This window comes from Pseudoalteromonas sp. T1lg122 (genome assembly GCF_002964825.1).
GTDB lineage: Bacteria > Pseudomonadota > Gammaproteobacteria > Enterobacterales > Alteromonadaceae > Pseudoalteromonas > Pseudoalteromonas gelatinilytica.
This window is the reverse complement of sequence record NZ_PQCG01000005.1, coordinates 204,378-221,494: the sequence shown is the minus strand read 5'-3', so window position 1 is coordinate 221,494 and position 17,117 is coordinate 204,378. Positions and strand designations below refer to the sequence as shown.

Below are 17,117 nucleotides of genomic sequence, written 5' to 3'. Positions count from 1 at the left end.
ATTAATTAAGATGTTTTTTTAGCCAACTATTAACACTTTGACGGGTATATAGAATATCTTTAAATAAACGGTGGGTTTGATGCTGGAGCAGCTTTTCTTTATTTGTTTCCCCTGAACTCAGCTGGCTATGATTATCATTAAATCGCGAAATTAACGCAAAACCTTGTTCTGACTTTTCAGGCTGAGACTTAATTGTTTGTGTTAACAAAGCTCGCACATCATCTGCAGCAAGCAGAGACGAATCTTGCAAACCCATTAACTCTTTTCTTAGCGCTGATCTTACGCCCATTACAACTTCTCCTGAACGAATAAAAAAATGAAACGGACATGCATTTAGCAATTTGTACACCAATTCCAAACGCGCGCAGTGTATCCAGTAAATACTGCAGTTTTTTTACTGTTTGTAAAAATTTCAGATTATTTATTGCTGTAAATTTTAACCGCTTGAAGAGCTTAAAAATTTAATCTTGGTTCAATTGAGTGCTAGGCTTTATAATGGCTGCGATTGAATTAAGAGAGACCAACATGAACGAAGATTTCATCGAAATTGAACTAGAAGAAGAGCCAATAGAGCTATGTAACTTGCTAAAAGTGCTCGACCTAGTCGAAACAGGCGGCCAAGCAAAAGCCTTAATTGGTGAAGGTTATGTTGGGGTTAACTATGAAATTTGTACAATAAAACGGAAAAAATTATACAGTGGTGACGTGCTTGCATTTGATGGTGAGCTGTTCCAACTGACATTAAGCGAAGATGCAACACCAAATCCTCGCCCACCAGAACCAGTACAAAAAGCACAACCACAAAGCGCTGAAGAAGCGCCAAAAAAATCAAAGCGTAAACGTACTAAAAAGTCAAAAGTGGACGAAAAAACCGGCCGTCGCCCTATCTCTTTTGGTTAACTAGAGCTTGCTTAGTTAACATAAATCACCTTTAATTGAATGTGATAATAACAACAATAAAAGGTGATTTATGAACCCTCCAGCTTGGCTCAAGCCACTTGCTTGGGCAGCCCTTGTGTGGAATCTTTTAGGTGTCATTGCATTTGTAATGCAGCTGTTGATCACACCCGAAATGATTAGCCAACTCCCTGAAGCACAACAAGCCGCATACCGCGACATCCCGCTCTGGTCAACGGCTGCCTTTGCGATAGCCGTGTTTGCAGCCAGTTTCGCGAGCATTCTATTACTCGCCAAAAAAGCGCTTGCGCGCGAGCTATTTTTAATCTCGTTTATCGCTGTCTTAGTCCAGCAATATTATAATTTTGTGGTGATAGATAGCCTTGCCATGTTTGGTACCAGCGCATTAGCAATGCCACTGTGTGTGATCGTTATTGGCTTACTATTACTGTTTATTAGCCATAAAGGTAAACAACAAAATTGGCTCAACTAAAAACACTTATTTCTGAGGGTAGTTTAAAGTAACTACCCTTTTATCTGTCCCTCCCCCTTGAAATAAATCACATCGGCAGCAACTATATTAGATAGCATATTTTTTCATCAGCTAGATGAATATCTCAGCTGGTATTAAGTTTGCAATAACACTGTGTCTATTTCGAAAAGGAAACAACAAAGCAAGCCAAATTGCTTGCTCAAACCACAGGGGCAAATAATGAATAACAGTTTTGATACCCAAAAACAGCTTACGATTAATGGTGAGCAATATCATATTCACTCTTTACAAGGTTTAGGCGACAAAGCAAAACGTCTGCCATTCTCATTAAAAATCTTACTTGAAAACCTGTTGCGCAATGAAGATGGCGTCAATATTAAAAAGCAAGATATCGATGCCTTATTAAACTGGGATCCACAAGCTAAACCATCTGCAGAAGTCGCATTTACGCCTGCTCGCGTTGTCATGCAAGACTTTACAGGTGTTCCCGCCATTGTTGATTTAGCCGCGATGCGTGATGCCATGGAAAAACTCGGTGGCGATCCTGCGAAGATAAACCCATTGTCACCTGCTGAGCTGGTAATTGATCACTCTGTGCAAGTTGATGGTTACGGTGAAGATGGTTCTTTCGACTTAAATGCGAAACTTGAATATGAGCGCAACAAAGAGCGTTACGAATTTTTACGCTGGGGGCAAACCGCCTTCGATAACTTGAAGGTCGTACCTCCCGCTACCGGCATCGTACACCAAGTTAATTTAGAATATTTAGCCCGTGTGGTATTTAACGATAGTAAAAATGGGAAATCACTCGCTTACCCAGATACCCTAGTCGGAACCGATTCGCACACCACCATGATCAATGGTCTTGGGGTACTTGGCTGGGGTGTGGGTGGTATTGAAGCCGAAGCCGCAATGCTTGGTCAACCAATCAGCTTACTCATTCCACAAGTGGTTGGCTTTAAGCTCAATGGTCGCCTACCAGAAGGCACAACGGCAACTGACCTTGTGTTAACCGTCACAGAAATGCTGCGTAAGCATGGCGTTGTGGGTAAATTTGTTGAGTTTTATGGTGATGGTCTTGCTGATTTACCACTTGCAGACCGTGCAACTATCGCAAACATGGCACCAGAGTATGGTGCAACTTGCGGTATTTTCCCAATTGATGATGAAACCATTAACTACCTGCGTTTAACTAACCGCGATGACAAACAACTTAAACTCATCGAGGACTATGCAAAACATCAAGGCTTGTGGCGTAACCCTGGCGATGAAGCTCATTATACAGACACTCTCGAGTTATCCCTTGATGATGTGGTGCCGAGTCTTGCTGGCCCTAAACGCCCGCAAGATAGAATAGCCCTTGATAAAGCAGGTAGCATTATTGGTGAGCACTTAAAAGGCTTCCAAGATGAGCGCATGCAACACCGTGATAAAAGCGATGCCCAAGAAGCGCGCATTGAAGACGAAGGCCCAACAACTAACCCTGATGAGCCAGTAAACGAAGCACAATATATGGGTGCGGCTAAAGTTAACTTTAAAGGCGAACAGTTTGAGCTGAAAGACGGTGCGTGTGTCATTGCTGCAATTACTAGCTGTACAAACACTTCAAACCCTAGTGTTATTTTAGCGGCAGGCTTAGTGGCTAAAAAAGCCAAGCAATTAGGCTTAAAGGTGAAGCCATGGGTTAAAACCTCACTTGCTCCGGGCTCTCAAGTGGTGACTGATTACTTGAAAAAAGCCGACTTGATGGATGATTTAGATGCCTTAGGCTTTAACCTTGTTGGTTATGGTTGTACAACCTGTATTGGTAACTCAGGGCCTTTAGCTGATGAAATCAGTGAAGCAATTCAAAAGCATAAACTGGTTGTCAGCTCTATTTTATCGGGTAACCGTAACTTTGAAGGCCGTATTCACCAAGATGTGAAAATGAACTTCTTAGCCTCACCACCCCTTGTGGTTGCATACGCAATTGCGTGTCGTACAGATATCGACGTGTATAACGAACCGCTTGCGCAAGACCCAAATGGTAATGACATTTATCTAAAAAATATTTGGCCAAGTGTTAGTGAAGTAAACGAACTCGTCCGTGAAACCGTGACCAAAGAAATGTTCGCATCAAGCTATGGTAATGTGTATCAAGGCGATGATCGCTGGCAGAAAATTCAAATTCCTGATGGCAAACTTTATGATTGGGATGATGCGTCAACCTACATCAAAAAAGCGCCATTCTTTGATGGTATGGAAATTGAGCCTCCAGGCATTCCGAGCATTAGTGGTGCACGCTGTTTGGCAAAATTAGGTGACTCAGTAACCACCGACCACATCTCGCCAGCAGGTGCAATTAAAGCAGATGCCCCAGCAGGTCTTTACTTGCAAGAGCACGGTGTGCAAAAAGCACAATTTAACTCGTATGGTTCGCGTCGTGGTAACCACGAAGTGATGATGCGAGGTACCTTTGCTAATGTGCGTTTACGTAATCTATTAGCACCGGGTACCGAAGGCGGTGTGACCCGTATGCAGCCAAGCGATGAGCTTGCCAGCATTTATGATGCTGCGATGCAATATCAGCAAGATGGCACGCCACTGATTATTTTAGCGGGTGCGGAATATGGCACGGGCTCATCACGCGACTGGGCAGCTAAAGGCTCACTTTTACTTGGTGTTAAAGCCGTTATTGCACAAAGCTATGAGCGTATTCACCGTTCAAACCTGATTGGTATGGGTGTTTTACCCCTACAATTTAAAGAAGGTGAAAGCTATGAGTCATTGGGTCTAACGGGTCAAGAGTCATTCGACTTTGAAGGCTTATATGACAAAACCAATGAAGTCAGTGTGATTGCGACCAACAGTGAAAGCAAACAAATTAGCTTTAGTGTTGATGTGCGTATAGATACCCCGAAAGAGTGGGATTACTACAAACACGGCGGTATTTTACAGTATGTACTGCGTAATATGCTGGCTGAGCAGTAATTGCTGTTAAGTTAACTAAGGGGCTGAATTTTCAGCCCCTTTTTCAATAAATTACAGTTTAGAGCAACACACTTATTTACAAAAAATGAAAAGCACATAAAAATCAGCATGTTAAAATTGGACCATAGTTTGCAACTGCTAACCAGATAACAACCATAATAATTTTGGAATTCCTATGACTATTGCATCATTCAAACGCGCAATTTGCGCAACGGCCATCTCATCAAGTTTATTATTAACAGGCTGTGTAATTCATGTCTCTCCGGGTCAAATCGCAGAACAAAAACAACAAGACTTAAGCGTGTCGGCTGCAAATATCAACGAATTAAAAATTGATGCTGAAGCCGGTTCATTGATCATCAAAGGCGACAGCAACGCCACGGCTATCACAGTGAATGCTAATATCTATGCGGCTAAAGGCGATGAAACTTATACGCTAACCCTCGAAAAGCATGGCGACACGGCTGAGCTTATCAGCAAGCTCAATAATGGTAGCTTATCGTTTTACAGTGGCTCATCACCTCATATTGATTTAATTGTCTCTGTGCCTAGTAACCTAAAACTAGATATCGATGATGACTCAGGTGATATCGTGATACGTGCGATGCAAAACGATATCAGCATTGATGATGACTCAGGATCAATTGTGATCGAAGGGGGTCGCACTATTAATATTGATGATGACTCGGGCGATATACGTATTAGCAATGTCAGCGGCAATATCAGCATTGAAGACGACTCAGGCTCAATTATGATAGACCAAGGCCAAGGGCGTATTGATATTGAAGATGACTCTGGTGATATCCGCATCGAAAACAGCCAAGGCCCTGCACGTATTATTGATGAATCAGGTAGTATCAGCGTTAAAACATTGGCTGGTGCGCTTACTATCGAAGATGGCTCTGGTGATATAGATGTAAGACAAATCAAAGGGCTGGTTACCATTACCGATGGCTCTGGCAGCATTTATGTTGATGACACACTCGGCCTCACAATTATCGAAGCGGGTTCCGGTGATTTAAGTATCGATAACATCAACGGCCCAGTAAAATTGGACAGATAACCGACAATTGCTTGATTTAGAACAATCCTATTAATAACAACAGCACCTACACTTTAATTAAGGCTAAAGTGAGGTGCTTGTATGACTGAACAAACCATCATTCGAATCTTAAAAACCTTTATTATTTTAGGTATTTGCCTAATTATTTTGGGGCATTCTTTATTAGCTGGTAATTACTTAGGTGATAGCATGGGTGTGCATGGCATTATGATCAGCGCAGCGTGCATTGCTGTTGGTGTGCTGTTCTCTTTGCCCACCAAAATTTATCTCACTATTTTACTGATGAAAATGGAAAGCGATCTCACAGCACAGGACAAGCAAAGCTAATTCCTACCTTGTTCTTTGAGCTGTTGCTCAAGTTGCTTGTTACGTTGCTCCATAAGCTGTTTTACTTGCTCAGCATCTTGCATCATCTTTTGTACATTTTTAGGGTCGTATACCCCAAGCACCGAAGATGTTTCGTTAGTTTTAACTGTTGCTGCTTGCTTCTCATCAGCTTGAAATGTCTCTGCCGGTAACACAGTTATGTCGTTAGGATCTAAACTTACCGCAGTACTAACGTAATTAGGGTGAGGGGTATCAGCATAGTGCCACTGACCATGCTCATCTTGCCATTTATACACCACGACAGGTGCATTTGCGTCTTTGCTCAAGCTCAACTTCTCAGTGAGCTTTTTTGCTTGGCTGGTAAGTGTATCGGCACTTTGCGAAGCAAAATCACTCACATCACCACTTACTTTTTCTGAGTAACGCTCGAACATGCTCAGCTCTAGGTAAGGTTTTCCGTCTGGCTTTTTAATGTAAAACAGCAGGGCAACACTGGTCAGAAGCAACATAACCGCAAGATAACAAAAACGCTTAATCATTCCATTTACCGATTATTGGTAGTTACTCTCAATCTTAGCAAATTCACCGGATGATTTAAGATTTTTCATAAATTCATTAAATTGCTCGCTCATACGCTTCCCTTTTTCATTGTAAGCAAACTGTAATTGCATCGGCGCTTTGCCCACACTGTAATCACTTACCGTGAATTTTTTAAAGGCATTATTTTTTGAGGCATACCACTGCAGTGTGTTTTTTGCGATAACAGCAACACGTTGATTTTGCTGCATATCAACTAAAGCCTTCAGCATATCTATTTCAGAGTAAAAGTCTTCGCGGTGCAACTTACCTGATGCAAACAATGCTTCAAATTGCGGGTAGGTATAACCAAAACGGGCCATCAACACATAGCCGCCTAACTTATCAATCGCTGGAATATGACAACCACTGGGCATCACTAAAATATCTTCTACAACAGCGATACTATCACTCCAATAGTATTGCTTATGTCCACGATACCATTGCTCAGACTCTAAGCGCACATCAACCTTGCCTTCATCAAGTAAATGCTGTGAACGCACCTCGGGTACCAGCATGTATTGAATATCGTGATTATATTTTTCAGCAAAACGAGTTAATAGCTCATCAACAAGTCCTTTATGGCCACTGTCAGCAAAATGATAAGGGGGATAATCCGTGTCATACAGCGCAACCTGTAACGTTTCTGCTCGCACTAAAGGCGCAATTAAAAGCAATAATAAAAAAACAACAGCACGACTCATAATTTTCTCTCATAAAATTGAGCCAGGGATTGTATATAAATAGCACAAAAAAAGCGCAACCTAGGTTGCGCTTTACGAAAATTCTGATAGGAATTTAGGATTAGATACCGTCACCATCAATATGTAAGCCACATTCACGGTTTAAACCGAAGAAACGAGTCTCTTCTTCTGTCATACCAGGCTCAAGTTTACGGGTTGTATGAACATCGCCCATAGATACATAACCTTGCTCCCAAAGTGGGTGATACGGCAAATCATGCTTAGTTAGATACTGGTAAATATCGCGGTTGTTCCACTCAATAAGTGGATACACTTTCACAGTACCACGGCTGATTTCAACAATTTGCTTGTCAGCTCGACTAGATGATTGATCACGGCGCAAACCACTAAACCACGTACCCGCTTCAAGCTCGTTTAAAGCACGGGTCATTGGCTCAACTTTATTCAGTTGATTGTACTGCTTAATACCGGCTTCACCTTGTTCCCAAAGTTTACCAAACTTCGCTTCTTGCCACGCCGGGCTAAGCTCAGCTTTATACACTTTAAGATTAAGCGAAAGTCGCTCCGTCATTTGCTCGATGAACTGATAGGTTTCTGGGAACAAATAACCAGTGTCAGTCAGTACCACAGGAATATCTGGCTGCTGCGATGTCACTAAATGCAACATCACCGCCGCTTGAATACCAAAGCTCGACGACAAAAAGTGCGTGCTTGGTAAGTTTTCAAGTGCCCACGCAACACGCTCCTCTGCGCTTTTATCAGCCAGAAGACCATTAATATCAGCCAACATAGCTGTTTGGTCTTCTTTGCTCATCGTTAAGATGTTTTTAAATTCACTCATGGTTAATTCCAAACCTTAAAGCGGTGTCGCTTATAAAATTATGCGTGAAAATCAGTTACTGAAACTTTAACTTCAGCAACAATGCCTTTGCGAATTACAAAATCACCAAAACACTCGCCTTCATTACGCTCACTTGCCCATTGGCCAATTAGCTTATCGAATGCGTCTAGGTATACGTCTTCGCCAACATTTTCTAAATACAGTTTTGGAATACGCGTGCCTTCACGGTTACCACCTAAGTACACGTTGTATTTTCCTGGACCTTTACCAACCAGACCCGCTTCTGCCAACATTGCGCGGCCACAGCCATTCGGACAACCCACAACACGCATAATGATGTTGTCATCGCCAATACCATGTTTCGCTAATAGCGCTTCTGTTTTCTCAATTAAGCTTGGTAAATAACGCTCAGCTTCTGCCATCGCTAACGGACACGTTGGTAATGCCACACACGCCATTGAGTTTTTACGCTGCTCTGTATGGCTGTCATCAATTAAGCCATGGTTACGAGCGATCTCTTCGATTACCGCTTTTTGATCAGCTGGAACACCTGCGATGATCAAGTTTTGGTTTGCTGTCATACGGAAATCACCTTGGTGAATTTCCGCAATTTTACGGCAGCCTGTTTTAAGAGGTTGATTTGGGTAATCTAAAATACGACCACTTTGGATAAACAGCGTTAAATGGTGCTTACCATCAATACCTTCAACCCAACCGATACGGTCACCACGGTGAGTGAACTCATACGGGCGGCTCTGTTCAAATTTAACACCAGCACGTTTTTCAACTTCAGCTTTAAATACATCCGTACCTACACGGTCTAGTGTGTACTTAGTTTTCGCATTTTTACGATTTGAGCGGTTACCCCAATCTCGTTGTACAGACACGACGTGCTCAGCAATTTTCAAGGTGTGCTCAAGTGGAATAAAACCAAAGTCATCCGCTTTACGAGGATACGTTGCTGTATCACCGTGAGTCATCGCAAGACCACCACCCACTAACACGTTAAAACCAACTAACTTGCCATTTTCTGCAATTGCAACAAAGTTTAAGTCGTTCGCATGCACATCCACCTCATTGTTCGGTGGAATTGTTACTGTGGTTTTAAACTTACGTGGTAAGTAAGTTGAACCTAAAATTGGCTCTTCTGTGGTTTCACTCTTTTCACCATCTAACCAAATTTCAGCGTATGCTTTAGTTTTTGGTAATAGGTGCTCAGAGATCTTCGCTGCCCACTCGTACGCTTCTTGGTGAAGCTCAGATTCAACTGGGTTCGTTGTACATAATACGTTTCGGTTTACGTCGCCCGCCGTTGCAATTGAGTCAATGCCCACGCTATTGAGCATTTGATGCATGCCTTTAATATTTGGCTTAAGCACACCATGGAACTGGAACGTTTGACGCGTGGTTAAACGAATACTGCCATAGCTGGTTTTCTCTTCTGCAAACTTATCAATCGCTAACCATTGCTCTGGCTTGATGATACCGCCAGGCATACGAGCACGTAACATAACATTATGTAACGGCTCTAATTTTTGTTTAGCACGCTCAGGGCGAATATCACGGTCATCTTGCTGGTACATGCCGTGGAAACGGATCAGTTGGAAGTTATCAGCAGTGAAACCACCGGTGATCTCGTCTTTTAAATCTTGTTCAATGGTGCCACGTAAAAAGTTACTTTCTCTTTTCAAACGCTCGTTATCAGAAAGCTTTACGTTTTTGTCTTGTTCGCTCATGGTATTTCCTAAATTTGTTACAGTGACGGCTGTTAGCTTTAAACGTGATTAGTACACGTCTTTCTGATAGCGATTTGCGCTACGTAAATCTTTTAAATATTGCTCAGCTTGTTCATCATCTTTGCCGCTATTTTCTTTGATAATGTCTACAAGCGCCTGATGAACATCTTTCGCCATACGGTTTGCATCACCACAGATATAGAAATGAGCACCCGCTTCTAACCAAGCAAATACTTCTTGGCTGTTTTTGCGAAGTTTGTCTTGAACATATACTTTTTCCGCTTGGTCACGGCTAAACGCCACATCCACTTTAGTCAGTAAACCTGACTTCAAGTAACCTTGAATTTCAACTTGATATAAGAAGTCTTGAGTAAAGTGTGGGTTACCAAAGAATAACCAGTTTTTACCACTTGCTTCACGCGCATCACGCTCTTGTAAAAACGCACGGAATGGTGCAATACCCGTACCCGGACCTACCATGATAATTGGCGTTTCATCATTAGCCGGTAAACGGAAATTATCGTTATGCTCGCTAAATACTTTTACTTTGCAGCCTTCTTCAGCACGACGTGCTAAATAACCAGAACACCCACCTAAGTGCTCGCTACCAAATGCATCAAACTCAACCAGGCCCACCGTTAAGTGAACTTCTTCTTCAACTTCAGCTTGGCTAGATGCAATCGAATATAAACGTGCTTGTAGTTTACGTAAGCAGTCTACTAAGGTTTGCGCTTCTAGTTGAGCTGGGTTTTGACGAATAATATCGAAGATTTGGCGAGGTTCGATGTACTCACGCATTGCCGCTTTATCTTCAACTAACTTTAATAATTCAGGATTGCCAGTTGCTGTTGCATATTTTTCAACAAAACCTGGGTATGACTGGGTTAACTCTAATTTTTCGATTAATGCATCACGAATACTTAGCTCTTCGTCGCCGAGTTTAACCGTGCTAGATGCATCAATTTGAGTAAGCGTAAGTACTTCATCAACAAGTGCTTCGTCATTTAAGAAGTAAACGCCTAGCGAATCACCCGGTGTATAGGTAATGTCTGAACCTTCTAATGAAATTTCAACATGACGCACATCTTTGGTTGAATCACGACCGGTAATTTTTTGCACAACGCTTAGCTCTGCAGCAAATGGGTTTTGCTTGGTGTATTGGCTTGCTGCTGGTGCCGCTGCACCAAATGGCATCGCCACAACTTGACCACCGCTTGCTTGTTGCTGCGCTTTAAGATCAGGTTCAAACGCATCAAGTGCACCATCAATCCACTTAGCAGCTTCATCATCGTAATCAACATCTAAGTCGGCACGCTGGAAAATAGTTTCTGCGCCAAGCTTGTTAAAACGCTCTTCAAAATCTTTTGCTGTTTGGCAGAAGAATTCGTAGCTTGAGTCACCTAACCCAATCACAGCAACTTTAACACCATCTAGTTTTGGTGCTTTTTTAGTCGCTAAAAACTCATGCAGGCTTTCAGCATCTTCAGGTGGCTCACCCTCACCGTAAGTTGAAACAACAACCGTGATGAACTTTTCTTTTTTCAGGGCAGTTGGCTTGTAGTCAGCCATGTTGACTAGCTTAACCGATAGACCACGTGACTCTGCTTGTTCTTTTAACTTGCTCGCCACGCCTTTAGCGTTACCCGTTTGCGAACCGTATAAAATAGTTAGCGGTGCAGCATCACCCGCAGCTGGAGCGGCAGCAACACCACCGGTTAATGCGCCTGCGTTTGCGTTAGCGGCTAAGTAACCACTTACCCACGCTTGCTGAATTGGATTAAGTTCAGCCACTAAGCCTTGCAGCTTCTGTACTTGCTCTTGCGATAGCGGACTCGCCGCTGCATTTAGTTGACTTAACAACATGAATTTATTCCTCGTAACCCTGAAAAGTTAACTGCGAAACGAACTTGCTACCATCATTTCGCGAACAATTTTTTCGACTTTAAAGACCCAATAGAAATGCTTTAAAGGTTTATCTGAGCGTGAAGAATAACGAGGTCTGAGGCGTTTAAAAAAGAATAGAATCTGCTTTGATATTCCATTTAGTTATTAATTTAGTATTTATCCAAAAAAAACATATTAGAAGTATGAATCCCCAAATAAGAAACTTTTATTAATTAACATTATTGCAACATAAGCCAATTAGCCTATACTCGCTGTGTTCATTTTGAGAACAGCAAAAACTATTAAAATATAAAAAGGAAACGATAATGTCACACGGGACATGTAAAAAATACATGCTAGCCAGTAGCTTACTGTGTTTAGCGAGTTCAACATTGGCAAATGTTAATAATGCCGACTTCGAAAACTGGTCAGCAAACAACCCTGCCAGCTGGAGCACCATAGATAGCGGTATAAGCCTTAGTGCTAATAGCAGTGTGGTTTACTCAGGCAATTACTCAGCGCAAGTCGTGGTTAATACTGGCACGCAAAGTAATACCGACTTACTACAGTTAGTGGATGTAGTGGCGGGTGAAAGCTATGAGTTTTCTACTTGGGTTTACCATACAGAAGGTGGCGTAAAAGCACGTTTAGTGGTTGATGGCTATCAGGGCTATTCTAATTCGGCATTAATTAATCAATGGCAACAAATCAGTTACCAGTACACGGCCTCTGCTACCACGTCAATTAGTGTTGGCCTGCGCTTTTACGATGTAACAGGCTTTGATGGCAGTGAAGTAGTGTATGTCGATAACTTTGCACCAAGCACTGGCTCAACCCCACCTCCTACGGGCAGCTGCGCAGATAACCAAATATCTTTAACGCTCACTACCGATAACTATGGTGAAGAAACCAGCTGGCAAATCACCAATAGCCAAGGTAGTGCAGTAGCATCAGGCGGTAGCTATGCTGCAAATACTCAGTACAGTGAGCAAGCGTGTTTAACGGATGGTGACTATACTTTTACGATTTTTGATAGCTATGGCGATGGCATTTGCTGCTCATTCGGCAATGGCAGTTACAGCCTTTCTTTAGGTCAAACAGTCCTTGCCAGTGGTGCAAGTTTCCAAAGCTCAGAAGCAACGCCGTTTACTTTGGGTGATAGCTCAGGCGGCGGTGACGGTGGTGGTACAACCCCAACAGAGCCAACGGGATACTATGTTACAACGCAAGGCCTTAGTGGTTATGCACTGAAAACAGAGTTATACAACATCATTAAAGATCACAACTCACAAGGCTATTCTGCGATTTGGAGCTTTTACGATGTTGCTTCACGCGATAAGTATTTTGAAAACGACAACTCTATTTTAGACCGTTATTCAGAAAACCCTGCAGGCCAAGATAGCTACAACTATGTTGCTGTGAGCGACCAATGTGGGACATACAACAGCGAAGCAGATTGCTACAACCGTGAGCATTCTTTCCCGAAAAGTTGGTTTGGTGGAACAGTTGAGCCAATGAACTCTGACGTACATCACATTTTCGCCACTGATGGTTATGTGAATTCAAAACGCAGTAACTACCCATTTGGTGAAGTAGGTAGTGCAAGCTACACCTCTAGTAACGGCAGCAAATTAGGCAGCGCTGCTAGCTCATTAAATTACTCAGGAACGGTTTTTGAACCTATTGATGAATTTAAAGGTGACTTTGCAAGAGCGTATTTCTATATGGCAACACGCTATGAAAATGTGATTGGCTCATGGCAAAACAACACAACCTACAGTAATGCTGTATTAAATGGTTCATCTGATCAGGTCTTTGAGAACTGGGTCGTTGCAATGTTATTAAAATGGCATAACGCGGACCCTGTTAGCCAATTAGAGCTTGACCGTAACCAAGCAGCTTATGAACATCAAGGTAACCGCAACCCATTTGTGGATCACCCAGAATTTGTAGAAATGATTTGGTAACTTCGTTAAGCCAAGGCGCTTAGTTTCGGCTAAGTGCCTTTTTTAATCAAGCACAACGACTTTGTTTTCGTCAATTAACTCTGCCACATAGCGCTTTTCTAAATGCCACGGATGACGCTTCCAGCCCTGAAAACCAAAACCTGCTATATGCACTTTTGAAAACAATTTAAGGTAGTGAGCAATCGCTAAAGTACCTGAACTTGGGCAATATGGCTTATGTATTGTCGGTCCTAACGTTAGTAGGTACGCAAGCAGTGATTGGCGAAATTGCTGGGTTAATCGTTCTTGCTGCAAGCCTGTGCCATAGTAATTAAACAAAGCGTCACCATGATCAAGTCGGCCATGACGACGGATCAGTTTGAATAGTTGCTGCATGAATAAGTTTGGCGCAGGATCAGTGACCATAATCTTGTTAAGTCCTTCAAGCGGCATAACAAGTGGCTGTTCAAGTAAACTTTGCGCCTGCCTCCCTCGCCCCAATAACCATAGATCTGTGCAACGCTTACCTAGGTGCGCAGGCATTGCTGCACAGCGATTAAAACGCACAACAGATGGACAATTATCGACCTGCTCAGCAAGCTCGGTATTAATCGGACCATTACCTAGAATAATTATCTGTGGCGGCTCATGCATAATGCAAAACTCCGTTTTATCCTTAAAACGACCTTATTTCACCTAAACTTTATGACCTGCTAATGACAGTTCATGATAAGTTTAATACATGTGAAAAGCGCTTATGTGCAATCAGCAAGTTATTATCAACTTGAGATTGGGCACTATAGCCAAGAAGCTGTAACACCTGTTTTAACAGAGCTTGATGTTGCTGCTGTGGTGAGTGATTTTCCACTTCTAACACCTCTAACATCGCTTGTGCATAGCTAGAACCTGAATGGATCGACTGCCAGATACGCGTTTGTATTTCGATAACTTGAGAAATCGACGTGTTATAAGTATTAACTTGCAGACTTAACAGATAATTTTCTAATAGATTCATTGTAGCGTCCTTTTTAAAAACGCCACTTTAAAAGCTCAAGTTAAGTTGAGGTAAAGTGTTTTATTATTACTTTTTACTCCACTTATTCATAATGTCTTTAAATAACTTAGCCTCTTTGTCTTCACAGGGTCTGGGCGATCCGCTTGGCACCCCAGATTTACCAAACACCGAGTTAAAATCTATGCCATAACACATACCATTTAACACCTCGATACGCTTGCTACCATCACCACTCTGCCAAACGACGGTTGCTTTATCAGAAACCGTTAATTGTGCAGGCACTGAAACCCTGCCTACAGGCAAATTATTATTTGCCCCTTCAACCTGCCCAAATAATGACGAATTAGAAGAGCCATTTTCAAAATTAAGCTTTGGGATTGGCGCATACGGGTTGAGTTTTTTAAAGGGTACTTCGGTTGTTTTTGAATTATCAGGTGTCTGACTGGGCTTTATGACCTTATTATTCGTCACTTCTTTGGGCTCACTAACTGAATGTTCAACGACCTTAGCATCGCTTTTCTGCTTAGGGCTGCTATAAGCGGCTTCCTCTTTTTGCGGTAAAGCCTTAGCCTCATCAACTATTTCTTGCGGTTGCTCCAGTAAAGGTTTGTCTTGGGTTTTCTGTAAACTAGGTAACGAAGTTAAATCAACACTCACATACGCGTTGATTACTTTTGGCGGTTCAGCGACTGCGGGGAGTTTCACAGACTTTCCATATCGAACAAATAACAATAAAAGCATAGCATGTAGCGTAATCGAGATGATCCATGCTTTGTAATTCCCTTTTAACACTCAAGCGCCTCATTTTTATTTTTAAGAGTGTTAAGTGAATGAAATAGTTCATAAGAAAAAGTGGTGAGTTAGCAAGTTAACGGGAGTAACGTTTTAAGGTTCTAGGTTAAGTCTGTTCGTTGAGATGGTTTGGATTCAGCATGAGGTGTGACATGTGGTTTTATAGCTATGCAGCAACAAACCCTATTGCTTGACTGACATCTGACAGCTAAACGCTTTTTGCTGTATTTCAAAAACAAAAAGCCCCAGCAAATGCCAGGGCTTTTTAGTAAGTAAACTTAATTAAAAATTAAGCTTGCTTTGGACGTTCAACAACGTCTACTAAAGTCCAAGACTTAGTCTTAGAAATAGGAGCACACTCACGGATAGTAACTACGTCACCAGCTTGAGCTGTGTTGTTTTCGTCATGTACGTGTAGTTTAGTCGTACGTTTGATGAATTTCCCATAAACTGGGTGCTTCACGTAACGTGCGATAGCAACAGTGAAAGATTTATCCATCTTGTCGCTGATTACACGGCCTTGAAGAGTACGGATTTTATCGCTCATTATTGACCTGCCTTCTGGTTAATAACTGTTTTTACACGCGCGATATCGCGACGTACTGTTCTTAGCGTGTGTGTCTGAGCTAACTGACCAGTGCTTGCTTGCATGCGCAGGTTAAACTGCTCACGAAGAAGTCCTAGAAGTTCAGCGTTAAGCTCTTCTACGCTTTTGTCTTTTAGTTCGCTAGCTTTCATTACATCACCGTCCGAGTTACGAAAGTTGTTGTGAATGGTAATTTACGCGCTGCAAGGTTAAATGCTTCACGAGCAAGCTCTTCAGAAACACCTTCCATTTCGTAAAGTACTTTACCAGGTTGAATTTCAGCAACCCAATATTCAACAGAACCTTTACCTTTACCCATACGAACTTCTAATGGTTTGTTCGTAATTGGCTTATCTGGGAATACACGAATCCAGATTTTACCTTGACGCTTTACGTGACGTGTCATAGCACGACGAGCTGCTTCGATTTGACGAGCAGTCATACGGCCACGGCCAGTAGCTTTCAAACCGAAAGTACCGAAGCTTACTTTGTTACCGTTTTGCGCTAAACCGCGGTTGCGGCCTTTGTGCATTTTACGGAATTTTGTACGTTTTGGCTGTAACATTACTCGCTACCTCTACTTAGCACTTTTTTTGGCTTTCTTTGGCGCGCGTTTAGCTGGCTTCTCTTGCTCTTGTACTAGTGGTAAACCACCAATAACTTCGCCTTTGAAGATCCAAACTTTAACACCAATGATACCATAAGTGGTTAAGGCTTCAGAAGTTGCGTAGTCGATATCAGCACGAAGAGTATGTAGAGGTACACGACCTTCACGATACCATTCTGAACGTGCGATCTCAGCACCGCCAAGACGACCGCTAACTTCAACTTTGATACCTTTTGCACCAATGCGCATTGCATTTTGTACCGAACGCTTCATAGCGCGACGGAACATAACACGACGCTCTAGTTGTGACGCAATACCGTCAGCTACTAGTTGTGCATCAAGTTCAGGCTTACGAACTTCAGAAATATTGATCTGAGCCGGAACACCTGCAATCTTAGTTACTGCTTGACGTAGTTTTTCAACGTCTTCGCCTTTTTTACCGATAACAACACCAGGACGAGCTGTGTGAATTGTTACACGGATAGATTTAGCTGGACGCTCGATAACGATTTTAGACACAGAAGCCGCTTTTAATTCCTTAGTAAGGAATGCACGTACTTTGTGATCGCCAAAAAGCTGATCAGAGAAATCTTTTGAATTCGCGTACCAGGTAGAAACCCAAGGTTTAGAGATACCTAGGCGAATACCAGTAGGATGAACTTTTTGTCCCATTACTTATA

At 42.3% G+C, this 17,117-nt stretch carries 19 protein-coding genes; 6 read left to right on the top strand and 13 right to left on the bottom strand.

All coding sequences use genetic code 11. The features are described from left to right. Window position 1: 1 nt before the first annotated feature. Window positions 2-289 carry a hypothetical protein gene (locus tag C2M33_RS05240; protein ID WP_062566674.1) on the bottom strand — a complete coding sequence of 96 codons (288 nt, stop codon included), beginning with the start codon at window positions 287-289 and terminating at the stop codon, window positions 2-4. A 236-nt stretch (window positions 290-525) separates the two neighbouring features. On the opposite strand from C2M33_RS05240, the gene C2M33_RS05235 reads away from it, so the two are divergent. From C2M33_RS05235 to C2M33_RS05215, 5 genes are all read left to right on the top strand, one after another. Beyond that, window positions 526-900 carry an RNA-binding S4 domain-containing protein gene (locus C2M33_RS05235; RefSeq protein ID WP_105173926.1) on the top strand — a complete coding sequence of 125 codons (375 nt, stop codon included), beginning with the start codon at window positions 526-528 and terminating at the stop codon, window positions 898-900. A gap of 70 nt (window positions 901-970) precedes the next feature. Beyond that, the gene (locus tag C2M33_RS05230) at window positions 971-1,390 is read left to right on the top strand and encodes a hypothetical protein (RefSeq protein ID WP_063701076.1); all 420 of its coding nucleotides are present in this window, start codon (window positions 971-973) and stop codon (window positions 1,388-1,390) included. A 219-nt stretch (window positions 1,391-1,609) separates the two neighbouring features. Next, window positions 1,610-4,360 carry an aconitate hydratase AcnA gene (acnA, locus tag C2M33_RS05225; RefSeq protein ID WP_105173916.1) on the top strand — a complete coding sequence of 917 codons (2,751 nt, stop codon included), beginning with the start codon at window positions 1,610-1,612 and terminating at the stop codon, window positions 4,358-4,360. A gap of 175 nt (window positions 4,361-4,535) precedes the next feature. Next, window positions 4,536-5,423 carry a DUF4097 family beta strand repeat-containing protein gene (locus C2M33_RS05220; protein ID WP_105173915.1) on the top strand — a complete coding sequence of 296 codons (888 nt, stop codon included), beginning with the start codon at window positions 4,536-4,538 and terminating at the stop codon, window positions 5,421-5,423. Window positions 5,424-5,504: 81 nt separating this feature from the next. Continuing rightward, window positions 5,505-5,750: a hypothetical protein gene (locus tag C2M33_RS05215; protein ID WP_063701070.1), complete on the top strand. Its 246-nt coding sequence runs from the start codon at window positions 5,505-5,507 to the stop codon at window positions 5,748-5,750. Here the strand turns inward: C2M33_RS05215 and C2M33_RS05210 are convergent. The 5 genes from C2M33_RS05210 to C2M33_RS05190 all read right to left on the bottom strand — a co-directional run bounded on the left by C2M33_RS05210 (window position 5,747) and on the right by C2M33_RS05190 (window position 11,470). Continuing rightward, on the bottom strand, window positions 5,747-6,289 hold the full coding sequence (locus C2M33_RS05210; RefSeq protein ID WP_105173914.1) for a DUF4124 domain-containing protein: 543 nt from the start codon (window positions 6,287-6,289) through the stop codon (window positions 5,747-5,749). The genes C2M33_RS05215 and C2M33_RS05210 overlap by 4 nt on opposite strands. Before the next feature lie 12 nt (window positions 6,290-6,301). Next, window positions 6,302-7,030: a substrate-binding periplasmic protein gene (locus C2M33_RS05205; protein WP_105173913.1), complete on the bottom strand. Its 729-nt coding sequence runs from the start codon at window positions 7,028-7,030 to the stop codon at window positions 6,302-6,304. 100 nt (window positions 7,031-7,130) lie between these two features. After that, window positions 7,131-7,871, bottom strand: a complete 741-nt coding sequence (locus C2M33_RS05200) for a phosphoadenylyl-sulfate reductase (protein ID WP_063701066.1) — start codon at window positions 7,869-7,871, stop codon at window positions 7,131-7,133. 38 nt (window positions 7,872-7,909) lie between these two features. Then, window positions 7,910-9,607 carry an assimilatory sulfite reductase (NADPH) hemoprotein subunit gene (cysI, locus tag C2M33_RS05195; RefSeq protein WP_105173912.1) on the bottom strand — a complete coding sequence of 566 codons (1,698 nt, stop codon included), beginning with the start codon at window positions 9,605-9,607 and terminating at the stop codon, window positions 7,910-7,912. A 48-nt stretch (window positions 9,608-9,655) separates the two neighbouring features. Then, on the bottom strand, window positions 9,656-11,470 hold the full coding sequence (locus C2M33_RS05190; RefSeq protein ID WP_105173911.1) for an assimilatory sulfite reductase (NADPH) flavoprotein subunit: 1,815 nt from the start codon (window positions 11,468-11,470) through the stop codon (window positions 9,656-9,658). A 347-nt stretch (window positions 11,471-11,817) separates the two neighbouring features. Here C2M33_RS05190 and C2M33_RS05185 point away from each other — a divergent pair, with 347 nt between their 5' ends. Then, window positions 11,818-13,458: an endonuclease gene (locus C2M33_RS05185; RefSeq protein ID WP_105173910.1), complete on the top strand. Its 1,641-nt coding sequence runs from the start codon at window positions 11,818-11,820 to the stop codon at window positions 13,456-13,458. A 42-nt stretch (window positions 13,459-13,500) separates the two neighbouring features. Here C2M33_RS05185 and C2M33_RS05180 read toward each other — a convergent pair whose 3' ends face one another. The 7 genes from C2M33_RS05180 to rpsC form a co-directional block, all read right to left on the bottom strand. Continuing rightward, a complete protein-coding gene (locus tag C2M33_RS05180) occupies window positions 13,501-14,091 on the bottom strand; it encodes a hypothetical protein (protein WP_063701057.1) in 591 nt (196 codons plus the stop codon). Between the two features lie 70 nt (window positions 14,092-14,161). Then, entirely contained in the window at window positions 14,162-14,452 is a 291-nt protein-coding gene (locus tag C2M33_RS05175) for a hypothetical protein (RefSeq protein WP_105173909.1), read from the bottom strand. 66 nt (window positions 14,453-14,518) lie between these two features. Then, a complete protein-coding gene (locus tag C2M33_RS05170; protein WP_063701053.1) occupies window positions 14,519-15,157 on the bottom strand; it encodes a hypothetical protein in 639 nt (212 codons plus the stop codon). Between the two features lie 376 nt (window positions 15,158-15,533). Beyond that, on the bottom strand, window positions 15,534-15,791 hold the full coding sequence (rpsQ, locus tag C2M33_RS05165) for a 30S ribosomal protein S17 (RefSeq protein ID WP_063701050.1): 258 nt from the start codon (window positions 15,789-15,791) through the stop codon (window positions 15,534-15,536). Next, window positions 15,791-15,982: a 50S ribosomal protein L29 gene (gene rpmC / locus C2M33_RS05160; RefSeq protein ID WP_054552371.1), complete on the bottom strand. Its 192-nt coding sequence runs from the start codon at window positions 15,980-15,982 to the stop codon at window positions 15,791-15,793. Before rpmC ends, rpsQ begins: the two co-directional genes overlap by 1 nt. After that, window positions 15,982-16,395: a 50S ribosomal protein L16 gene (gene rplP, locus C2M33_RS05155; RefSeq protein ID WP_036974208.1), complete on the bottom strand. Its 414-nt coding sequence runs from the start codon at window positions 16,393-16,395 to the stop codon at window positions 15,982-15,984. The genes rpmC and rplP overlap by 1 nt, the downstream gene beginning before the upstream one ends. A gap of 12 nt (window positions 16,396-16,407) precedes the next feature. Next, window positions 16,408-17,109 (bottom strand): 30S ribosomal protein S3, encoded by a 702-nt coding sequence (gene rpsC / locus C2M33_RS05150; protein ID WP_063701047.1) that lies wholly within the window; start codon window positions 17,107-17,109, stop codon window positions 16,408-16,410. Window positions 17,110-17,117 lie beyond the last annotated feature (8 nt).

What these genes read in the sequence shown, in the direction of transcription:
- C2M33_RS05240 (WP_062566674.1), bottom strand. Translation starts at nt 289, where the DNA reads ATGGGCGTAAGATCAGCGCTAAGAAAAGAGTTAATGGGTTTGCAAGAT.
- C2M33_RS05235 (WP_105173926.1), top strand. Translation starts at nt 526, where the DNA reads ATGAACGAAGATTTCATCGAAATTGAACTAGAAGAAGAGCCAATAGAG.
- C2M33_RS05230 (WP_063701076.1), top strand. Translation starts at nt 971, where the DNA reads ATGAACCCTCCAGCTTGGCTCAAGCCACTTGCTTGGGCAGCCCTTGTG.
- acnA (WP_105173916.1), top strand. Translation starts at nt 1,610, where the DNA reads ATGAATAACAGTTTTGATACCCAAAAACAGCTTACGATTAATGGTGAG.
- C2M33_RS05220 (WP_105173915.1), top strand. Translation starts at nt 4,536, where the DNA reads ATGACTATTGCATCATTCAAACGCGCAATTTGCGCAACGGCCATCTCA.
- C2M33_RS05215 (WP_063701070.1), top strand. Translation starts at nt 5,505, where the DNA reads ATGACTGAACAAACCATCATTCGAATCTTAAAAACCTTTATTATTTTA.
- C2M33_RS05210 (WP_105173914.1), bottom strand. Translation starts at nt 6,289, where the DNA reads ATGATTAAGCGTTTTTGTTATCTTGCGGTTATGTTGCTTCTGACCAGT.
- C2M33_RS05205 (WP_105173913.1), bottom strand. Translation starts at nt 7,030, where the DNA reads ATGAGTCGTGCTGTTGTTTTTTTATTATTGCTTTTAATTGCGCCTTTA.
- C2M33_RS05200 (WP_063701066.1), bottom strand. Translation starts at nt 7,871, where the DNA reads ATGAGTGAATTTAAAAACATCTTAACGATGAGCAAAGAAGACCAAACA.
- cysI (WP_105173912.1), bottom strand. Translation starts at nt 9,607, where the DNA reads ATGAGCGAACAAGACAAAAACGTAAAGCTTTCTGATAACGAGCGTTTG.
- C2M33_RS05190 (WP_105173911.1), bottom strand. Translation starts at nt 11,470, where the DNA reads ATGTTGTTAAGTCAACTAAATGCAGCGGCGAGTCCGCTATCGCAAGAG.
- C2M33_RS05185 (WP_105173910.1), top strand. Translation starts at nt 11,818, where the DNA reads ATGTCACACGGGACATGTAAAAAATACATGCTAGCCAGTAGCTTACTG.
- C2M33_RS05180 (WP_063701057.1), bottom strand. Translation starts at nt 14,091, where the DNA reads ATGCATGAGCCGCCACAGATAATTATTCTAGGTAATGGTCCGATTAAT.
- C2M33_RS05175 (WP_105173909.1), bottom strand. Translation starts at nt 14,452, where the DNA reads ATGAATCTATTAGAAAATTATCTGTTAAGTCTGCAAGTTAATACTTAT.
- rpsQ (WP_063701050.1), bottom strand. Translation starts at nt 15,791, where the DNA reads ATGAGCGATAAAATCCGTACTCTTCAAGGCCGTGTAATCAGCGACAAG.
- rpmC (WP_054552371.1), bottom strand. Translation starts at nt 15,982, where the DNA reads ATGAAAGCTAGCGAACTAAAAGACAAAAGCGTAGAAGAGCTTAACGCT.
- rplP (WP_036974208.1), bottom strand. Translation starts at nt 16,395, where the DNA reads ATGTTACAGCCAAAACGTACAAAATTCCGTAAAATGCACAAAGGCCGC.
- rpsC (WP_063701047.1), bottom strand. Translation starts at nt 17,109, where the DNA reads ATGGGACAAAAAGTTCATCCTACTGGTATTCGCCTAGGTATCTCTAAA.